This window comes from Ruegeria sp. CDSA034 (assembly GCF_059612275.1).
In genome coordinates this window covers 128426-143155 of the sequence record NZ_JBXWQH010000012.1, presented here as the reverse complement: position 1 = coordinate 143155, position 14730 = coordinate 128426, and the positions used below count along the sequence as shown (strand labels likewise).

Genomic DNA, 14730 nt, shown 5'->3' with positions numbered 1-14730 from the left:
TTCGGCTTCGGCTTCGGCTTCGGCTTCGGCTTCGGCTTCGGCTTCGGCTTCGGCTTCGGCTTCGGCTTCGGCTTCGGCTTCGGAAAGGGCCTCTTCTAGCGGCTCATCCGCGTCAACGACTGTCTCATCACGCTGCGAGGTGAATTCAACCGTTTCGTCCGACTTGGGGTCTTCCACCGGCTTTTGATCGGTTTTTTTCTTACGAGCCACCGCGACGTTCCCCTTATCGAATCCAATTTCATATGAATAACAGACCACTCTAAGTTAATCAGTGGTCTCTCCACGCTCAACCCGCATCGCGTGTTTGACAAGCTTTTTCACGGCTTTCCGCATTTTCTTGGGTGTCGGCTCTTTGGCGATCTTCAGGCGCTCATAGTCCAAGGAATAAAGGGGCTCGGCCGTGGCTTCGCTAATGGCAACCAGCCACAAGGGCGCGGTTCCGGTCCAGATTTCGGCAAATTGTCGCGCCGTTCGGGGCGAAAACAGCGGTGCGAGAACAGGTCTGTCACCGGATGTGGCCGCAGCCGCTTCGGATGTCAGCGGTAACAAACGCTGTTGATAAACAATCTGTTCGTGAACCGTCAGCCCCGATTCGGTCAGACGCCCGGCAACATTTCCCCGCGTATGTTCACCCCTGAGATGCAGCAACGGGCTTTCAGGCCGGTGTTTCAACAGGTAGGCCACCAGTTCTTCGGCGGTATTACCCACCATCAATGCATCCCATCCAGCCCCTTTGGCGGTTCCAGTGGTCGCCGGACCAACACAATAGGCGGGCAGATCGGGTTTAACGCCCAGCGACGCGGCGGCATTGACCGAGTTGGCCGAAGTAAAGATCAATCCGCGAATTCCGTCCGTTTCGACCGCAACTCTCAGGGGTCGGATTTCCAGAATCGGAGAATAGATGACATCCACCCGCGACCTGACGCGGTCCGACAGCTGTGCGACAAACCTTTCAGAGGCGGCGCGAGGGCGGGTCATCAACAAATACAATGGCGGGGCCTTCGGCCTTGGGATTGTTTGCGTCCGCGCAGGGTGATACCCCGCTTGGCAGTCATGATGCAACGGATCAGACCTATGGTGCAAACACTTACCGTTCTTGGATTGGAAAGCAGCTGTGATGACACGGCCGCCGCCGTTGTGCGCCAATCCGATGGTGCGGGTGCCGAGGTTCTGTCGTCTATTGTTCACGGTCAAACCGAGCTGCACAGCGCATTTGGCGGGGTCGTGCCCGAAATCGCAGCGCGGGCCCATGCCGAAAAACTGGATATTTGCGTGGTGCAGGCGTTAGAGGCTGCAGGACTGACACTGGCCGATATGGATGCGATCGCCGTCACTGCGGGTCCCGGCCTGATCGGCGGGGTCATGTCCGGCGTCATGTGCGCCAAAGGGCTGAGTGCCGCGACCGGGCTTCCCCTGATCGGCGTAAACCATCTGGCGGGTCATGCGCTGACGCCCCGATTAACGGATGGCATCGCCTTTCCCTACCTGATGCTGCTGGTTTCAGGCGGGCATTGCCAGTACCTTATCGCGCACGGGCCCGAGCAATTTACCCGCCTTGGCGGCACAATCGACGATGCCCCCGGCGAGGCGTTCGACAAAACCGCCCGCCTGCTGGGCCTGTCGCAACCCGGCGGTCCCTCTGTGGAGGCCGAAGCAGGTTCTGGCGATCCCAAGCGTTTCCGGTTTCCCCGACCTCTGCTGGATCGGCCGGGATGTGATCTCTCCTTTTCGGGGCTGAAAACCGCGTTGATGCGGATGCGGGATCAGATTGTTGCCGAAAAGGGCGGCCTGACCCGTCAGGACCGCGCTGATCTGTGTGCCGGATTTCAGCAAGCCATCGTCGATACTCTGGCCGAGAAAACCCGCCGTGCGATTGACAGGTATCTTGAGGAAAACCCTACAGAGCCGGTTATTGCCGTCGCAGGTGGTGTGGCCGCCAATACCGCCATTCGGTCCGCATTAGAGACTGTTTGCGCAGAAAAAGGCGCGCGCTTTACCGCACCACCACTCAACCTTTGCACCGACAATGCCGCCATGATCGCCTATGCCGGGATGGAACGGTTTCGCATGGGCGCACGCGACGGGCTGGACCTGACGGCCCGTCCACGCTGGCCGCTGGATAAAACCAGCCCCGCGATGCTGGGCGGCGGCAAGAAAGGCGCCAAGGCATGAGCGTTTCGGTTCTGGGATCTGGCGCATTCGGCACGAGCCTGGCCATTTCACTGGCCGGGAACGGGCCGGTTACGCTGTGGTCACGGGATCCGGATCAGGCCCGGCACATACAGACAGAACGTGAAAACACTCAGCGTTTGCCTGGCGTGGCTTTACCTGCTGATATCACGGTGACATCGAACATCGATCAGGCGACCAAGGCTGATGTTCTGCTGATAGCTGTCCCCATGCAAAAATTGCGCGATGCCTTGCAAGCGCAGGCCTCTGATCTGGCCGGAAAAACCTTGGTGGCGTGCTGCAAGGGTATCGAGCTATCGTCCGGGCTTGGGCCGATTTCAGTGATCCAGCAAACGATCCCGGATGCGCAACCCGCCCTGCTGACCGGGCCCAGCTTTGCCGACGACATTGCACGCGGACTGCCAACGGCGCTAACCTTGGCCTGCGCAGATGACTCGCTGAGTCTGACGCTGCAACACGACCTGACCACTGCCAACCTGCGCCTTTATCGAACCACCGACATGATTGGGGCGGAACTTGGCGGCGCCTTGAAGAACGTAATGGCCATCGGATGCGGCGCTGCAATCGGGGCCGGGTTGGGCGACAGCGCACGCGCCGCTTTAATGACACGCGGGTTTGCAGAAATGCAGCGCTTTGCGCTGATGCGCGGGGCGCGACCTGACACTCTGATGGGATTGTCTGGATTGGGGGATCTGGTCCTGACTTGTTCGTCTGAACTGTCCCGAAACTATCGCTTTGGCCTGTCGTTGGGTCGGAATATCCAATTCGATACCCACACCACCGTTGAAGGGGTCGCCACCGCGCGGGCCATGACGGAAATTGCCACTGCTGAGGGGCTGGACATGCCAATCAGTACAACGGTGGCGGACCTTAGCAGTGGCGCCTACAGTGTGACCGAAGCTATCCGAGCCCTGCTCAACCGACCCCTGAAGGAGGAATAATATGCTGATCGCTCTCATCGCCCGTGACAAAGACGGCGCGCTGCAAACCCGGCTGGACAATCGCGCTGCCCACCTGGCCTATATTGAGGAAACGGGTGTCGTTGCGCAGGCGGGTCCGCTGCTGGACGGCGACGCAATGATCGGCTCGTTGATCATTCTGGAGGTCGAAGACATGGCCGCCGCGCAAAATTGGGCGGACAACGATCCTTATGCAAAAGCCGGGTTGTTCCAATCGGTTGACCTGATTGCGTGGAAAAAGGTCATAGGCTGATGGCGTACTGGCTGTTCAAATCCGAACCATCGACCTGGGGCTGGGACCAGCAGGTTGCAAAAGGGGATGCGGGCGAAGAATGGGACGGCGTGCGCAACTATCAGGCGCGCAATTTCATGCGCCAGATGGCTGTCGGAGATCGCGGGTTCTTCTACCACTCGCAAAAGGACAAGGCGATTGTTGGTATTGTCGAGGTCTGCGCTGAGGCGCACCCCGACAGCACCACGGATGACGAGCGTTGGGAATGTGTGGACATCAAGGCCGTTCGCCCGTTTGCAACCCCCGTCACGCTGGACCAGATCAAGGCTGACGAACGTTTGGGGGAAATGGTGTTGGTCAAAAACTCTCGCCTGTCCGTTCAGCCAGTCAGCGAGGCGGAATGGCAGGTGATCTGCGATCTGGGCGGCACGCAGGCTACTTAATAACAGATTAAAGGGAAGGCCCTGACAGATGCAGAACCTTCCCTACCCCGCGTGCTCCCGACTCACCACACGCGTATGGAAATTTTGGCTCTGACCGTCCTGGTCACGTCCTGACACTAACCGATCCTTGCGGCGCAGTTCAAACGGCAAGTACTTAAAATTGGAAACGCCCGCCAGGGATCTGACGGGCGCTGCAAAAAAGGTGTGGCGGGATCAGCCGTAAACAGCCTCTTTGCCGAAGTGCTTGGTCAGCATGTAATACACGACGGCGCGGTATTTGTTACGCTCGGACATGCCATAGGTTTCCAGTGCTTTGTTGATCGCTTCCATCAATTCCGGTCCATCTGACAGGCCCAACTTTTTGATGAGGAAGTTGTTCTTGACCGTTTCCAACTCACCTTCCTGAGTTGCCGCGACAGTCGATGCATCGGCGTCATAAATTGCAGGGCCACAGCCGATTGTGACTTTGGTCAGCAGATCCATATCTGCGTTCATACCGCATTTGGACTTCAGGTCCTCGGCATATTTAGCGATCAGGTCGTCGCGTTTTCCCATGGTTATCTCCCGGTTGAAACTCGTTTTTGGCCATACCAGCGCCGCAGACACGGTAACGGGAGCGGGAATTTGCACAAAGGGAAAAATTAGCGGCATTCCCCCTAAACCCTGCCGGTCTGATCTGAGGCTTGATTTTGATGGCCCTTTATTTAACAATAAGGTTAAATATGTTACTTGTTCCAGAACCAGGAGGCTACAATGCCTGTGTCGCTACCCAACGAAACTTCGCAATACAGAACCGCACGAAACACCTTGCTGTCGGCTGAAGCCGAACTGCGGGCTCAGATTGAAAATGTTGCAAAACTGCGCCGCGGTTTGCCCAAAGGTGGGGCAGTTCCGCGGGACTATGCATTCCGGTCAGACAAGGGTGCGCCGACACCGCTGTCGTCTTTGTTCGGATCACATGACACCTTGGCTATATACTCGCTTATGTACGGTCCGGATGCAGAGGCACCTTGCCCGATGTGTTCTGCCTTTCTGGACGGGTTGAATGGGCAGATCGCCCATATATCGCAGAAAATCGCCTTTGCGGTCGTGGCGCAAAACACCTGTGAAAGGCTGGCAGCGCTGAAAGCGGAAATGTCTTGGGATGATCTGCCGCTTTATTCTGCATTGGGCACAGACTATCAGCGCGACTATCTGGCCGAGGCCGAGGATGGAAGCCAACTGCCTATCCTGAACATCTTTCAGCGCGATGCGGACGGCATAAGCCATTTCTGGAGTTCCGAGCTGTTCTTCGAACCCAGTGACTGGCATCCGCGGCACGTGGATGCGGCGTGGCCCCTGTGGAATATTCTGGATTTCACACCACAAGGACGCGGAGATTTCTTTCCGTCCCTGCGTTAAATACCCGTCAAGGTGACCTATCGGCAATAACCCCAACCGGGACCCTGCAGATGAAAGTGGTCCGCGTGCAAGTGATTGAAATCAGGACCCAATACCACACGAAACCAATCACATGCGCCGCGCCAGATCTGGTGCAGAAATTGACCCTCAGGTCCTTCGGCGCCCCAATCGGATAGCAATGTCAGACTGCGCCCATCAGCGAATTGCAAACCAACAATATCAATGGAATCCGCCTTGGCATGGCTGCTCCAACCACTGCTCTGACCCTGAGCGGTCCGCATCTGGCGGCAATTGTAACTGCCCACATGCCGCAATCGGCTGACCTGCGTGCCCAAAAGGTCTCTCGCAGTGGGTTGAACGACATGATGTTCCCACATGGCCAGCCGCAGAGTGGTCGCGCAACTGGTTTCAACCGCATTTACACCCGATGTCACCAGCGCAGACAACAGACCGCGCCCGGTGATGCCGCAATTCTCATCCACGATCAGATCATCCATCGCTTCAAAGTTTGCGCCGGCGTCGGCCAAAGCGGCGCGGCAATGTACTTCATTCGCCAGCGCGCGATTAAGCTGAAACCGGGTAATTGGCGTGACCGGCGCGGTGATTTTCAGCTCTCGCAAAGGGTTCCAATGCGATGGCACGGGTGTTTCCGGGTGCGCCAACAACCACCATCCACCCCCTCCGAACAGGATGGCTACAACGGCGATACTAAAAACAAAAGACGCCGCCGATAACAGGAATCGGCGGCGTCCGGTGTGTTTGCTCATGCGTTCTTTCGCACTCAATAACGGTAGTGTTCCGGCTTGTAGGGGCCTTCGGGCTTCACGCCAATGTAAGATGCCTGCTCGTTATCCATCTTGGTCAGCTTCACGCCGATGCGATCCAGATGCAAACGCGCGACCTTCTCATCCAGATGCTTGGGCAGGATGTAGACGTCGTTGTTGTACTGATCGCCCTTGGTGAACAGTTCGATCTGCGCCAGAACCTGGTTGGTGAACGAGGCTGACATCACGAAAGACGGGTGACCGGTCGCATTGCCGAGGTTCAGCAGGCGGCCTTCGGACAGCAGGATGATGCGATTGCCCGAGGGCAGTTCGATCATGTCCACCTGTTCCTTGATATTGGTCCACTTGTGGTTCTTCAGGCTGGCCACCTGAATTTCGTTGTCGAAGTGACCAATATTGCCGACGATGGCCATGTCCTTCATCTCGCGCATATGCTCGATGCGGATCACGTCCTTGTTGCCGGTGGTGGTTATAAAGATGTCGGCCGATGCGACTTCGTCTTCCAGCAACGTGACTTCGAAACCGTCCATCGCGGCCTGCAGGGCGCAAATCGGGTCAACTTCGGTCACTTTCACACGGGCACCAGCACCGCGCAGCGACGCGGCCGAGCCTTTGCCAACGTCACCGTAACCGCAAACCACGGCAACCTTGCCAGCCATCATGGTGTCAGTGGCGCGGCGGATGCCGTCAACCAGCGATTCCTTGCAGCCGTATTTGTTGTCAAACTTCGACTTGGTGACCGAGTCGTTCACATTGATCGCCGGGAACGGCAGTTGGCCGTCTTTCACCAGTTGATACAGGCGGTTCACGCCGGTGGTGGTTTCCTCGGACACGCCCTGAATCTGGTCGCGCATCTTGGTGAACCAGCCGGGGGATGCCGCCAAACGTTTGGCGATCTGCGCTTTGATGACTTCTTCTTCTTCGGATGTCGGAACAGCGATGATGTCCTCACCCGCCTCGGCACGTGCACCCAGAAGAATGTACAATGTCGCGTCGCCGCCATCGTCCAGGATCATGTTTGGGCCATCGTCGAACAGGAAGGATTTGTCCAGGTAATCCCAGTGCTCTTCCAGCGTCTGACCTTTGATTGCGAAGACCGGGATACCAGCCTCAGCAATTGCTGCCGCCGCATGGTCCTGCGTCGAGAAGATGTTGCACGATGCCCAGCGCACGTCCGCGCCCAGCGCGACCAGTGTTTCGATCAGAACAGCCGTTTGGATGGTCATGTGCAGCGAACCGACGATACGCGCGCCGCTCAACGGTTTGGTTTCACCGTATTCCGCGCGCAAAGCCATTAGGCCCGGCATCTCGGTTTCGGCGATGTCCAGTTCCTTACGGCCAAACCCGGCCAATGTAATGTCTTTGACGATATAGTCCCCGGCCATCAGGTGCTCCATTCCGGTAAATCACAGTCCGGGCAGCCCCTAGCACTCCTAGGGGCAGGTGGCAACGTGGATGGCCGGAAAGGGGATAAACCGTCCGTCTAAATCAACTTGGTTCACCCTTTAGCTCTATCTTTGGTATCGCTTCAAAAAAATCTGTGCCAACGGCGACAATACAACTAATGCCGTTCGCCTGGGTCACCAGAACAGTATAGCTTCCGGTTGTCTTCGAGGTCCAAACCTCCATAACAGCCCGTGCGCCCCGCGTTTTCTGCAATCCGCCAAAGACCAGTTCTTCTGAATAACTGTCCTGCAGTTTGGCGATCACATGTTCGCGCTGTGCACAGCTTTTGGCGAAGGCAGGCGGCGCTGTGGCGGCCATGCCGAAGGTCAGGGTTATAGCAAATAGACGTTTGAACATAACATGCTCCTTTCGATACGCGTTTCAGTACGAGAGGGGCACAACTGAAAGGAGTACGCCCCCCTCAGTCCATATGTCGGGATCAAAACGTGCAGGTTCAAAGCACGAAAGCTCAATAAATTGTTGGCAGCCTGTGATCCAGACAGGTACATCATAGCACAAAAGCGCGAAGTTAACGTGTCCTACTTCACAAGGCATGGCAGAATGGCAACACAACCCAGAGCATGGCAGCGAATGCTTTCCGGTCGCAGACTGGATTTGCTGGACCCGACGCCTGTGGATATCGAGATCGAAGATATCGCGCACGGTCTGGCCTTTGTCGCCCGCTGGAACGGGCAAACGGTTGGTGATTTTGCCTATTCCGTGGCCGAGCACTCCCTTCTGGTCGAAGAGCTTTTCGGCCGAATTGCACCCAAAGCCCCGGTGAAATGGCAACTGGCGGCGTTGTTACACGACGCGCCGGAATACGTGATCGGAGATATGATCTCGCCCGTAAAATCCGCCGTTGGCCCGGATTACGGCGCGCTGGATGACCGTTTGGCAGCAGCCATCCACATTCGGTTCGGCCTACCTGCAGCGGTGCCGAAAACGGTGAAACGACAGATCAAAAAGGCCGACAAGATCAGCGCCTGGATGGAGGCGACCCAGATTGCAGGCTTTTCCGAGGCTGAGGCGACGAAGTTCTTTGGCCGTCCTGATAAGTCAGTGATGGAGGGGTTGGAGATCACACTACGCCCGCCGGTTGAGGTGCGGCGGGCGTATATGGAACGTCATATGGCTCTGCTGACGCAGCTTTAGCCGAAGACGTAAAAACACAGCTTATTGCCGTCCAGATCGCGAGCATAAGCGCCGTAGAACCGATCAGGGACGCGCTGGCCAGGTTCTCCTTCATCTGTAGCACCAAGGCTGATTGCCTTCTCGTAAAGCGCCTTAGCCTCATCCTTAGAGTCAGCTGCAAAAGCAACCATTCCACCATTACCGGTCTCGCAGGCTTCGCCATCGTAGGGTGTGCAAACGGCGAGCATTGGCGCTGAAGGGTCATTGCCGATGAAAGCGATGCGCCCCGCGTCGATCACAACCTTTGCGCCCTTGTCGGCAAACAGTGTCGTATAAAAACTTTTTGCGCGCTCCAAATCCGAAACGCCGATGGTCACATAGCCGATCATTGATTTACTCCATTGTGACGAAAGATGAATTCCCTGCCCGAACCTCGGGCAAAGTGGTACTGGTATCAAGTCACTAAACTGTCAGGACCGGCGCACTATTGCAGACTTTTCCTGGGCCAGGGCATTCAAGGATTTTGGGCGGCCGGACAAAGCGATGATGGAGGGGTTGGGGATCACGTTGCGCCCGCCGACAGAGGTGCGGCAGGCATACACTTAACGGCACGAAGAACTGCTGTTGAAACTGTAGCCTGAAACGACGACTTTCACCCCTCAAATCAGGGGAAGACGTCGGGTTCTCCAAACTGGTTTGAACCACTCTCACTTGGCTGAATGTAGAAGTACAACAGGACCAGAGTTCCGATTATCGGAATCAAGCCAATCAACAGCCACCAACCAGTTCGTCCGATGTCGTGCAAACGTCTGACTCCAATCGCCAGATTGGGAAGCAAAAGCCCAAGCGAAACCAAAACGGAAAGCGGTTGTCCGGCGTTCGGCTCAAACACCCCAAATCCGAGCATCGGAGCGATCAAAGCGCCATCAATTATTCGCGTCACCAGAAGAACGAGAAGAACGGCCAGAACCCACCACCAAAACGTCGGGCGCGAAGAACGCCCATTGAAATTGGCGTAGTTTGACAGAGCCCTTCGAAATGCCGTCGTGAGATTGTTCATGCCATCCTCCGCAATTGGACGACATTCACATATCACTATTTCAAATTATTTAACACGGAAACTACCAGATTGGTGGTCTGCCAACAAACAAGTCACGCGTATGCCCCGGCCGAATAGGTTAGTTCATAAGAATGACTGTATAGCTCAAATACGTTTCCAAACGGATCTTCCATGTAGACCATGCGATAGGGTTTGTCGCCTGGGTAGTATTTGCGAACCTGCTTCATTCGCTGTTTTCCACCAAGCTCTTCGATGATCTTGACCCGTTCTTCAAGGTTGTCATCCTGAACACAGAAATGGAACAACCCGCGACGCCAATATTCGAACGGCCTCTCTTCTTCGATCGTGTTTGGAAACTCGAAGAGTTCAATACCTATACCATCCCCCATCGAAAGATGAGCAATCCGAAATGAACCCCAGCCTTCTCCAAAAACATCGTCACACATCTGACCTATGGCACTATCGTCATGCAGCACTTCGGTGGGCTCCATAAGCACATAAAGTCCAAATGCCTTAGAATAGAATTCTACCGCTTTTTCCAGGTCTGGAACGGTTACTCCGATGTGTGAAAAGGTTAGTGCAGACATTTTTAGATACTCCTCGTTCCGCAGCAAACAAGAGAAAGGGCATCAGCAACCCTTGCCGATACCCCCGAAATAGTGCGCTTGTTTCTGTCTCCACGTCCAGAACGAAGCAAAGGTCCGCTTTGGTCCGACCAGAAGAGATTTAACGTGGACTGCGCTTCGCCAATATCCGCTGCAATGTCCGACGGTGCATGTTCAGGCGCCGTGCGGTCTCGGAAACGTTCCGGTCGCACAGCTCATAGACCCGCTGGATATGCTCCCAACGGACGCGGTCCGCACTCATGGGGTTTTCTGGTGGTGGGGGCAGTTCGTCGCCCTTGGCCAGTAGCGCATTGGTGATGTCCGTGGCGTCGGCGGGTTTCGACAGGTAATCCGTGGCGCCGATCTTGACCGCAGCAACGGCGGTGGCAATCGCACCGTATCCGGTCAGGACCACAACCCGGCTGTCGGGGCGCTTTTCGCGCAAAACTTCGACCACATCCAGACCGTTGCCATCTTCGAGACGCAGGTCAACGACCGCGTAGGCGGGCGGGCGGGCGGTGGAAATGGCGCGGCCTGCGGCGACGGAACCTGCGGTTTCAACCTCGAACCCGCGTTTTTCCATCGCTTTTGCCAGACGTCTCAGAAACGGTTCGTCATCGTCCACCAAAAGCAGCGTTTTATCGGGGCCGATGTCGAGGTCAGAGCTGTCCGCCATATTCTGTTCTTTCCGCTATTTCACGCCTTTGGCTTAACCATGAGTAATAGCAGCGCCATCCCAAAGGTCAAACAACCCGTCGTTTTCTAGATTTTGTCGAGGAAACAGCCAACCTTGTCGGCCATCTGTTCGGCGGTGTCGTCCCGGTTGAAGAATTCGATGAACCCATCTTCGGGGGTGACAAGATAAGTAAAGGTCGAATGGTCGACCAGGTAATACTCATCGCTTTTGTCATGCGCCTTGTAGTAGGTTTTGTAGGCCTTGCTGGCGGCCTTGACCTGCTCTGGCGTGCCGGTCAGCGCGATGGTCTTGCCTCCTAGGTTAAAGGCATAGTCGGCCATCACTTCGGTTGTGTCACGATCCGGGTCAATTGAGATAAACAAAGGCGTCACGGACTGGCCGCGCTCAGCCAGAATATCCACGGCCTCGGCATTGCGGGACATGTCGAACGGGCAAACGTCGGGGCAGAAGGTATAGCCGAAATAGACCAGCGTCGGTTCGGTGATCACGTCGGTGTCGGTGACCGTTTCGCCCTTGCCGTTGATCAGTTCAAAAGGCCCGCCGATGGCCGCCGTTCCGCCAGCGATCTGACTGGTCCGGCATTGCGCGAACTTGTCGTCCGAGCCCGCGCCGCGCGTCAGCAGCCACATGGCCACCAGGCCCACGGCCAGAACAACGGTTGCGAGGATGGCATAAAGACGGACCATGACATCAATCCTGACATAAGAGGGGTTGTTGATCGTTTCGGCCGGGACACCTATCAAGAAGTTCAGCCGATGCAACAGGACATAATCGACCGATGGCAAATTCCAACATCACATTATGGCGCGGTCAGGAACGCAGCAGCTGGATTCGGCTGCGCACCCTGATCCTGTTGCGCTGGGTGGCTATCTTCGGCCAGATCACGGCGATCACCGTCGCGCAGCAAACTTATGACATCCAGCTGGACGCAACGCTTTGCTATCTGGCGATTGGCGTCTCGGTCATGGGGAATCTGACTGCAATTCTGCTGTTTCCCCGCAACAAGCGCCTGTCCGAGTTCGAGAACTTCCTGATGGTGCTGTTCGACCTGCTGCAGTTGACCATTTTGCTGTACCTTACAGGCGGGCTGAACAACCCGTTTGCGCTGTTGCTGGTAGGGCCTGTCACGATTTCCGCGAGCGTCATGAGCACCCGGTCAACTCTGATAATCGGTGGCGTTGCCATTGCCTTGACAACACTTCTGGCCGAATTCCACCTGCCTTTGCGCACCGCGCTGGGGGCAGAACTGGACATCCCAGATATTCTACTGTTCGGAAACTGGGCCGCAATCGTCATCGCAATTGTCTTTCTGGGCGCGTATTCGCATCGCGTCAGCTCAGAGGTGCAGTCTATGTCCGAAGCGCTGGCCGCCACCCATATGGCGCTTGCGCGCGAACAAAAGCTGACCGATCTGGGGGGCGTGGTCGCCGCCGCCGCGCATGAGCTGGGGACGCCTCTGGCAACGATCAAACTGGCGAGCTCCGAGTTGATTGAGGAATTGGATGACCGGCCCGACCTTATCGAGGACGCCGCCCTGATCCGCGAACAGGCGAACCGTTGCCGCGATATCCTGCGAGACATGGGCCGGGCGGGCAAAGACGACCTGCATCTGCGTCAAGCCCCGCTTTCTACCGTGGTGCATGAAGCTGCCGAGCCGCATATCAACCGAGGCAAGACCGTTCATTTCTTCGAAGGCCCGGCCGAGGATGGCGATGTGCAGCAGCCCTCGATCCTGCGCAAGCCCGAGATCATTCACGGCCTGCGCAACCTGATCCAGAACGCGGTGGATTTTTCGCGCGGAAATGTCTGGGTCGAGGCGGAATGGTCCACCAAACAGATCACCGTCAGCATCATGGATGACGGTCGTGGATATCCGTCGCAGATGATCGGCCGGATCGGCGATCCCTTCATGCGCCGCCGCCGCAGTGAGACCGAAAAAAGGACCCGTCCGGAATATGAAGGCATGGGTCTGGGTCTTTTCATTGCCAAAACGCTGCTTGAACGCAGCGGAGCAGAGCTGGATTTCGCCAACGGATCGGACCCTTACCAAACCCTGTCGGATAACCCCGAACGTCGGGGCGCGATCGTCAAAGTGAGCTGGCCGCGTAACCTTGTGGATGCGCAAACCGGTGATACGCCTGTGCCTTCAGGTGTAAACCAACGGTTCCAAACCTGACCTGATACTGGCGAACATTGGTTAAGACCCCGTTAACCATTAAGGCGCATAGTACCGCTTCTTGGTTTCGCGCACCGGAGGGCGCATGGTCGACTGGATCATTCTGGCCATCATCGGCATTGTTTCCGCAAGTCTTGCCGTGCAGTGGCTGTTGCCCCGCAGGCGGGAACGGGGGGACAATTTTGGGCTGTCCTCACCTGCCTCCTTGTTTGATGCGGCATTCCTGTTTGATGGTGACCGGCTTATCAGTCACTCGGACATCGCGTTGGAAGGGTTCGAGCAGGTCCGTGATTGGGCCGATCTGTGCCGGCTGCTGCACAGGGATTTTCCAACATTCCCCGAAACACCTGATCAGGTCCGGCGTGAAGGCAACCTGGTCATCCCGGCCATCGATTGCACGGTTGAACGCGATGTTCTGTGCGAATGGATAGACGGAATTGTACGCGTTCAGCTGCGCGACCGTACCGATTGCCCCACGATAACTCAAATCGCATCAAATGATCCAAACCGCCTTGCCATGGAAAAAGCGCCCTACCCTGTCTGGCTGTTGGATCATCAGGGCGATGTGCGCTGGTGCAATGCTGCTTATGTTTCGCTGGTGCGCAAAGTACGGGATCAGGACACGGACCTGACCGCACCATTGTTTCCGGTCCCCGATGCCGACCAACGGCTATGTGCAAAGGCGCGGGTCTCAATTTCCTCCGAGTTCAGTGAAAACAAGCTGTGGTTCGATCTGACGTTAGTAGATCACCCCGAAGGGCACTTGTCTTATGCCGTGGACATCAACGCAATCGTCGAGGCGGAGGTGGCGCAGCGCAAATTCGTTCAGACCATGACCAAGACCTTCGCGCAATTGCCCATCGGGCTGGCTATTTTTGACCGCAACCGCCAGCTGGCATTGTTCAACCCGGCCCTGATCGACCTGACCACCCTGCCCCCGGATTTCCTAAGCTGCCGCCCCAGCCTGTCCAGCTTTTTCGATCGCTTGCGGGATCAGCACATGGTGCCCGAGCCCAAGAATTACCGCAGCTGGCGTAGTCAGATGAACGACCTTCTAGAAGCGGCAGAAGACGGGAACTATCAAGAAACTTGGTCCCTGCCCTCCGGCTCGGTTTACTCGGTCAGTGGGCGCCCGCACCCGGACGGAGCGGTTGCTTTTCTGTTCGAGGACATCACTGCCGAGATCACTCTGACCCGCCGGTTCCGGTCAGAAATGGATCTGATGCAATCCATTCTGGACAAACTGGCCGATGCCATCGCCGTCTTCAGTGACGATGGTACGCTGGCTTTTACCAATTTCGCCTACCAACAGCTTTGGGGTGATACTGGCGACGCAGGCTTTGACGCGGACTCCGTTCTTGAGGTGACCAAAAGCTGGCAGGAACATTGCACCGCGACACCGATCCTTGGCGAAATTCGCGATTTTGTAGAGGCGCGGGAAAATCGCGCGGAATGGTCAGGCGTGATCTATCTGCGAAACGGTATCCAGGTGTTGTGCACGGTCAGCCCAATGCAGAACGGGGCCACCATAGTTCGTTTCTCGGTGGATCGGGATGCATTGATGCGGCAAGAGGCGCAGCAAATCAGCGCCTGAACCGGGTT

18 protein-coding genes and 1 pseudogene are annotated in these 14730 nt (G+C 56.5%); 8 read left to right on the top strand and 11 right to left on the bottom strand.

Annotated elements, in window-relative coordinates; genetic code table 11:
* Both AC2FLJ_RS17870 and AC2FLJ_RS17865 read right to left on the bottom strand, forming a co-directional pair.
* Positions 1-210, bottom strand: a pseudogene (locus AC2FLJ_RS17870) (hypothetical protein); the annotation flags it as partial.
* Positions 211-264: 54 nt separating this feature from the next.
* Entirely contained in the window at positions 265-978 is a 714-nt protein-coding gene (locus AC2FLJ_RS17865) for a uroporphyrinogen-III synthase (RefSeq protein WP_109313847.1), read from the bottom strand.
* 96 nt (positions 979-1074) lie between these two features.
* Here AC2FLJ_RS17865 and tsaD point away from each other — a divergent pair, with 96 nt between their 5' ends.
* The 4 genes from tsaD to AC2FLJ_RS17845 are packed head-to-tail and all read left to right on the top strand — an operon-like array spanning position 1075 to position 3824.
* Positions 1075-2172, top strand: coding sequence for a tRNA (adenosine(37)-N6)-threonylcarbamoyltransferase complex transferase subunit TsaD (gene tsaD / locus AC2FLJ_RS17860; RefSeq protein WP_496706993.1), 1098 nt, complete (start codon positions 1075-1077; stop codon positions 2170-2172).
* A complete protein-coding gene (locus AC2FLJ_RS17855) occupies positions 2169-3131 on the top strand; it encodes an NAD(P)H-dependent glycerol-3-phosphate dehydrogenase (RefSeq protein WP_496697637.1) in 963 nt (320 codons plus the stop codon). Before tsaD ends, AC2FLJ_RS17855 begins: the two co-directional genes overlap by 4 nt.
* Before the next feature lies 1 nt (position 3132).
* Positions 3133-3402 (top strand): YciI family protein, encoded by a 270-nt coding sequence (locus AC2FLJ_RS17850; RefSeq protein WP_058275177.1) that lies wholly within the window; start codon positions 3133-3135, stop codon positions 3400-3402.
* Positions 3402-3824 carry an EVE domain-containing protein gene (locus tag AC2FLJ_RS17845; RefSeq protein WP_109313844.1) on the top strand — a complete coding sequence of 141 codons (423 nt, stop codon included), beginning with the start codon at positions 3402-3404 and terminating at the stop codon, positions 3822-3824. The genes AC2FLJ_RS17850 and AC2FLJ_RS17845 overlap by 1 nt, the downstream gene beginning before the upstream one ends.
* A gap of 213 nt (positions 3825-4037) precedes the next feature.
* Here AC2FLJ_RS17845 and AC2FLJ_RS17840 read toward each other — a convergent pair whose 3' ends face one another.
* Complete coding sequence (locus tag AC2FLJ_RS17840; RefSeq protein WP_282170561.1) at positions 4038-4379, bottom strand: DUF2853 family protein; 342 nt, start codon at positions 4377-4379, stop codon at positions 4038-4040.
* 198 nt (positions 4380-4577) lie between these two features.
* On the opposite strand from AC2FLJ_RS17840, the gene AC2FLJ_RS17835 reads away from it, so the two are divergent.
* Positions 4578-5225: a DUF899 family protein gene (locus AC2FLJ_RS17835; protein ID WP_058275174.1), complete on the top strand. Its 648-nt coding sequence runs from the start codon at positions 4578-4580 to the stop codon at positions 5223-5225.
* Between the two features lie 17 nt (positions 5226-5242).
* Here the strand turns inward: AC2FLJ_RS17835 and AC2FLJ_RS17830 are convergent, their stop codons facing one another.
* The 3 genes from AC2FLJ_RS17830 to AC2FLJ_RS17820 form a co-directional block, all read right to left on the bottom strand.
* Entirely contained in the window at positions 5243-5992 is a 750-nt protein-coding gene (locus AC2FLJ_RS17830; RefSeq protein ID WP_496706990.1) for an extensin-like domain-containing protein, read from the bottom strand.
* Between the two features lie 14 nt (positions 5993-6006).
* Complete coding sequence (gene ahcY, locus AC2FLJ_RS17825; protein ID WP_282170564.1) at positions 6007-7395, bottom strand: adenosylhomocysteinase; 1389 nt, start codon at positions 7393-7395, stop codon at positions 6007-6009.
* A gap of 103 nt (positions 7396-7498) precedes the next feature.
* Positions 7499-7813, bottom strand: coding sequence for a hypothetical protein (locus tag AC2FLJ_RS17820; protein ID WP_282170565.1), 315 nt, complete (start codon positions 7811-7813; stop codon positions 7499-7501).
* A 204-nt stretch (positions 7814-8017) separates the two neighbouring features.
* Here AC2FLJ_RS17820 and AC2FLJ_RS17815 point away from each other — a divergent pair, with 204 nt between their 5' ends.
* A complete protein-coding gene (locus AC2FLJ_RS17815) occupies positions 8018-8611 on the top strand; it encodes an HD domain-containing protein (protein WP_282170566.1) in 594 nt (197 codons plus the stop codon).
* On the opposite strand, the gene AC2FLJ_RS17810 is transcribed toward AC2FLJ_RS17815, so the two are convergent.
* From AC2FLJ_RS17810 to AC2FLJ_RS17790, 5 genes are all read right to left on the bottom strand, one after another.
* On the bottom strand, positions 8608-8979 hold the full coding sequence (locus tag AC2FLJ_RS17810) for a VOC family protein (RefSeq protein ID WP_058275170.1): 372 nt from the start codon (positions 8977-8979) through the stop codon (positions 8608-8610). The two genes, AC2FLJ_RS17815 and AC2FLJ_RS17810, sit on opposite strands and share 4 nt — an antisense overlap.
* A 275-nt stretch (positions 8980-9254) precedes the next feature.
* Positions 9255-9650, bottom strand: a complete 396-nt coding sequence (locus AC2FLJ_RS17805) for a DUF805 domain-containing protein (RefSeq protein WP_282170567.1) — start codon at positions 9648-9650, stop codon at positions 9255-9257.
* A gap of 92 nt (positions 9651-9742) precedes the next feature.
* On the bottom strand, positions 9743-10237 hold the full coding sequence (locus tag AC2FLJ_RS17800) for a lactoylglutathione lyase family protein (RefSeq protein WP_058275168.1): 495 nt from the start codon (positions 10235-10237) through the stop codon (positions 9743-9745).
* A gap of 139 nt (positions 10238-10376) precedes the next feature.
* The gene (locus AC2FLJ_RS17795) at positions 10377-10931 is read right to left on the bottom strand and encodes an ActR/PrrA/RegA family redox response regulator transcription factor (protein WP_058275167.1); all 555 of its coding nucleotides are present in this window, start codon (positions 10929-10931) and stop codon (positions 10377-10379) included.
* A gap of 86 nt (positions 10932-11017) precedes the next feature.
* Complete coding sequence (locus AC2FLJ_RS17790; protein ID WP_496697653.1) at positions 11018-11638, bottom strand: SCO family protein; 621 nt, start codon at positions 11636-11638, stop codon at positions 11018-11020.
* A gap of 92 nt (positions 11639-11730) precedes the next feature.
* Between AC2FLJ_RS17790 and regB the strand changes: the two genes are divergently transcribed.
* Together regB and AC2FLJ_RS17780 are read left to right on the top strand one after the other, a co-directional pair.
* The gene (regB, locus tag AC2FLJ_RS17785) at positions 11731-13128 is read left to right on the top strand and encodes a sensor histidine kinase RegB (RefSeq protein WP_496697628.1); all 1398 of its coding nucleotides are present in this window, start codon (positions 11731-11733) and stop codon (positions 13126-13128) included.
* An 85-nt stretch (positions 13129-13213) separates the two neighbouring features.
* A complete protein-coding gene (locus tag AC2FLJ_RS17780) occupies positions 13214-14722 on the top strand; it encodes a PAS-domain containing protein (protein ID WP_496706987.1) in 1509 nt (502 codons plus the stop codon).
* Positions 14723-14730: the final 8 nt, after the last annotated feature.

Excerpts from the sequence above, each read along its gene's own strand:
- AC2FLJ_RS17865 (WP_109313847.1), bottom strand. The coding sequence starts at position 978 with ATGACCCGCCCTCGCGCCGCCTCTGAAAGGTTTGTCGCACAGCTGTCG.
- AC2FLJ_RS17855 (WP_496697637.1), top strand. The coding sequence starts at position 2,169 with ATGAGCGTTTCGGTTCTGGGATCTGGCGCATTCGGCACGAGCCTGGCC.
- AC2FLJ_RS17810 (WP_058275170.1), bottom strand. The coding sequence starts at position 8,979 with ATGATCGGCTATGTGACCATCGGCGTTTCGGATTTGGAGCGCGCAAAA.
- AC2FLJ_RS17780 (WP_496706987.1), top strand. The coding sequence starts at position 13,214 with ATGGTCGACTGGATCATTCTGGCCATCATCGGCATTGTTTCCGCAAGT.
- AC2FLJ_RS17790 (WP_496697653.1), bottom strand. The coding sequence starts at position 11,638 with ATGGTCCGTCTTTATGCCATCCTCGCAACCGTTGTTCTGGCCGTGGGC.
- AC2FLJ_RS17815 (WP_282170566.1), top strand. The coding sequence starts at position 8,018 with ATGGCAACACAACCCAGAGCATGGCAGCGAATGCTTTCCGGTCGCAGA.
- AC2FLJ_RS17840 (WP_282170561.1), bottom strand. The coding sequence starts at position 4,379 with ATGGGAAAACGCGACGACCTGATCGCTAAATATGCCGAGGACCTGAAG.
- regB (WP_496697628.1), top strand. The coding sequence starts at position 11,731 with ATGGCAAATTCCAACATCACATTATGGCGCGGTCAGGAACGCAGCAGC.
- AC2FLJ_RS17830 (WP_496706990.1), bottom strand. The coding sequence starts at position 5,992 with ATGAGCAAACACACCGGACGCCGCCGATTCCTGTTATCGGCGGCGTCT.
- AC2FLJ_RS17845 (WP_109313844.1), top strand. The coding sequence starts at position 3,402 with ATGGCGTACTGGCTGTTCAAATCCGAACCATCGACCTGGGGCTGGGAC.
- AC2FLJ_RS17800 (WP_058275168.1), bottom strand. The coding sequence starts at position 10,237 with ATGTCTGCACTAACCTTTTCACACATCGGAGTAACCGTTCCAGACCTG.
- AC2FLJ_RS17850 (WP_058275177.1), top strand. The coding sequence starts at position 3,133 with ATGCTGATCGCTCTCATCGCCCGTGACAAAGACGGCGCGCTGCAAACC.
- AC2FLJ_RS17795 (WP_058275167.1), bottom strand. The coding sequence starts at position 10,931 with ATGGCGGACAGCTCTGACCTCGACATCGGCCCCGATAAAACGCTGCTT.
- AC2FLJ_RS17805 (WP_282170567.1), bottom strand. The coding sequence starts at position 9,650 with ATGAACAATCTCACGACGGCATTTCGAAGGGCTCTGTCAAACTACGCC.
- ahcY (WP_282170564.1), bottom strand. The coding sequence starts at position 7,395 with ATGGCCGGGGACTATATCGTCAAAGACATTACATTGGCCGGGTTTGGC.
- AC2FLJ_RS17835 (WP_058275174.1), top strand. The coding sequence starts at position 4,578 with ATGCCTGTGTCGCTACCCAACGAAACTTCGCAATACAGAACCGCACGA.
- tsaD (WP_496706993.1), top strand. The coding sequence starts at position 1,075 with ATGGTGCAAACACTTACCGTTCTTGGATTGGAAAGCAGCTGTGATGAC.
- AC2FLJ_RS17820 (WP_282170565.1), bottom strand. The coding sequence starts at position 7,813 with ATGTTCAAACGTCTATTTGCTATAACCCTGACCTTCGGCATGGCCGCC.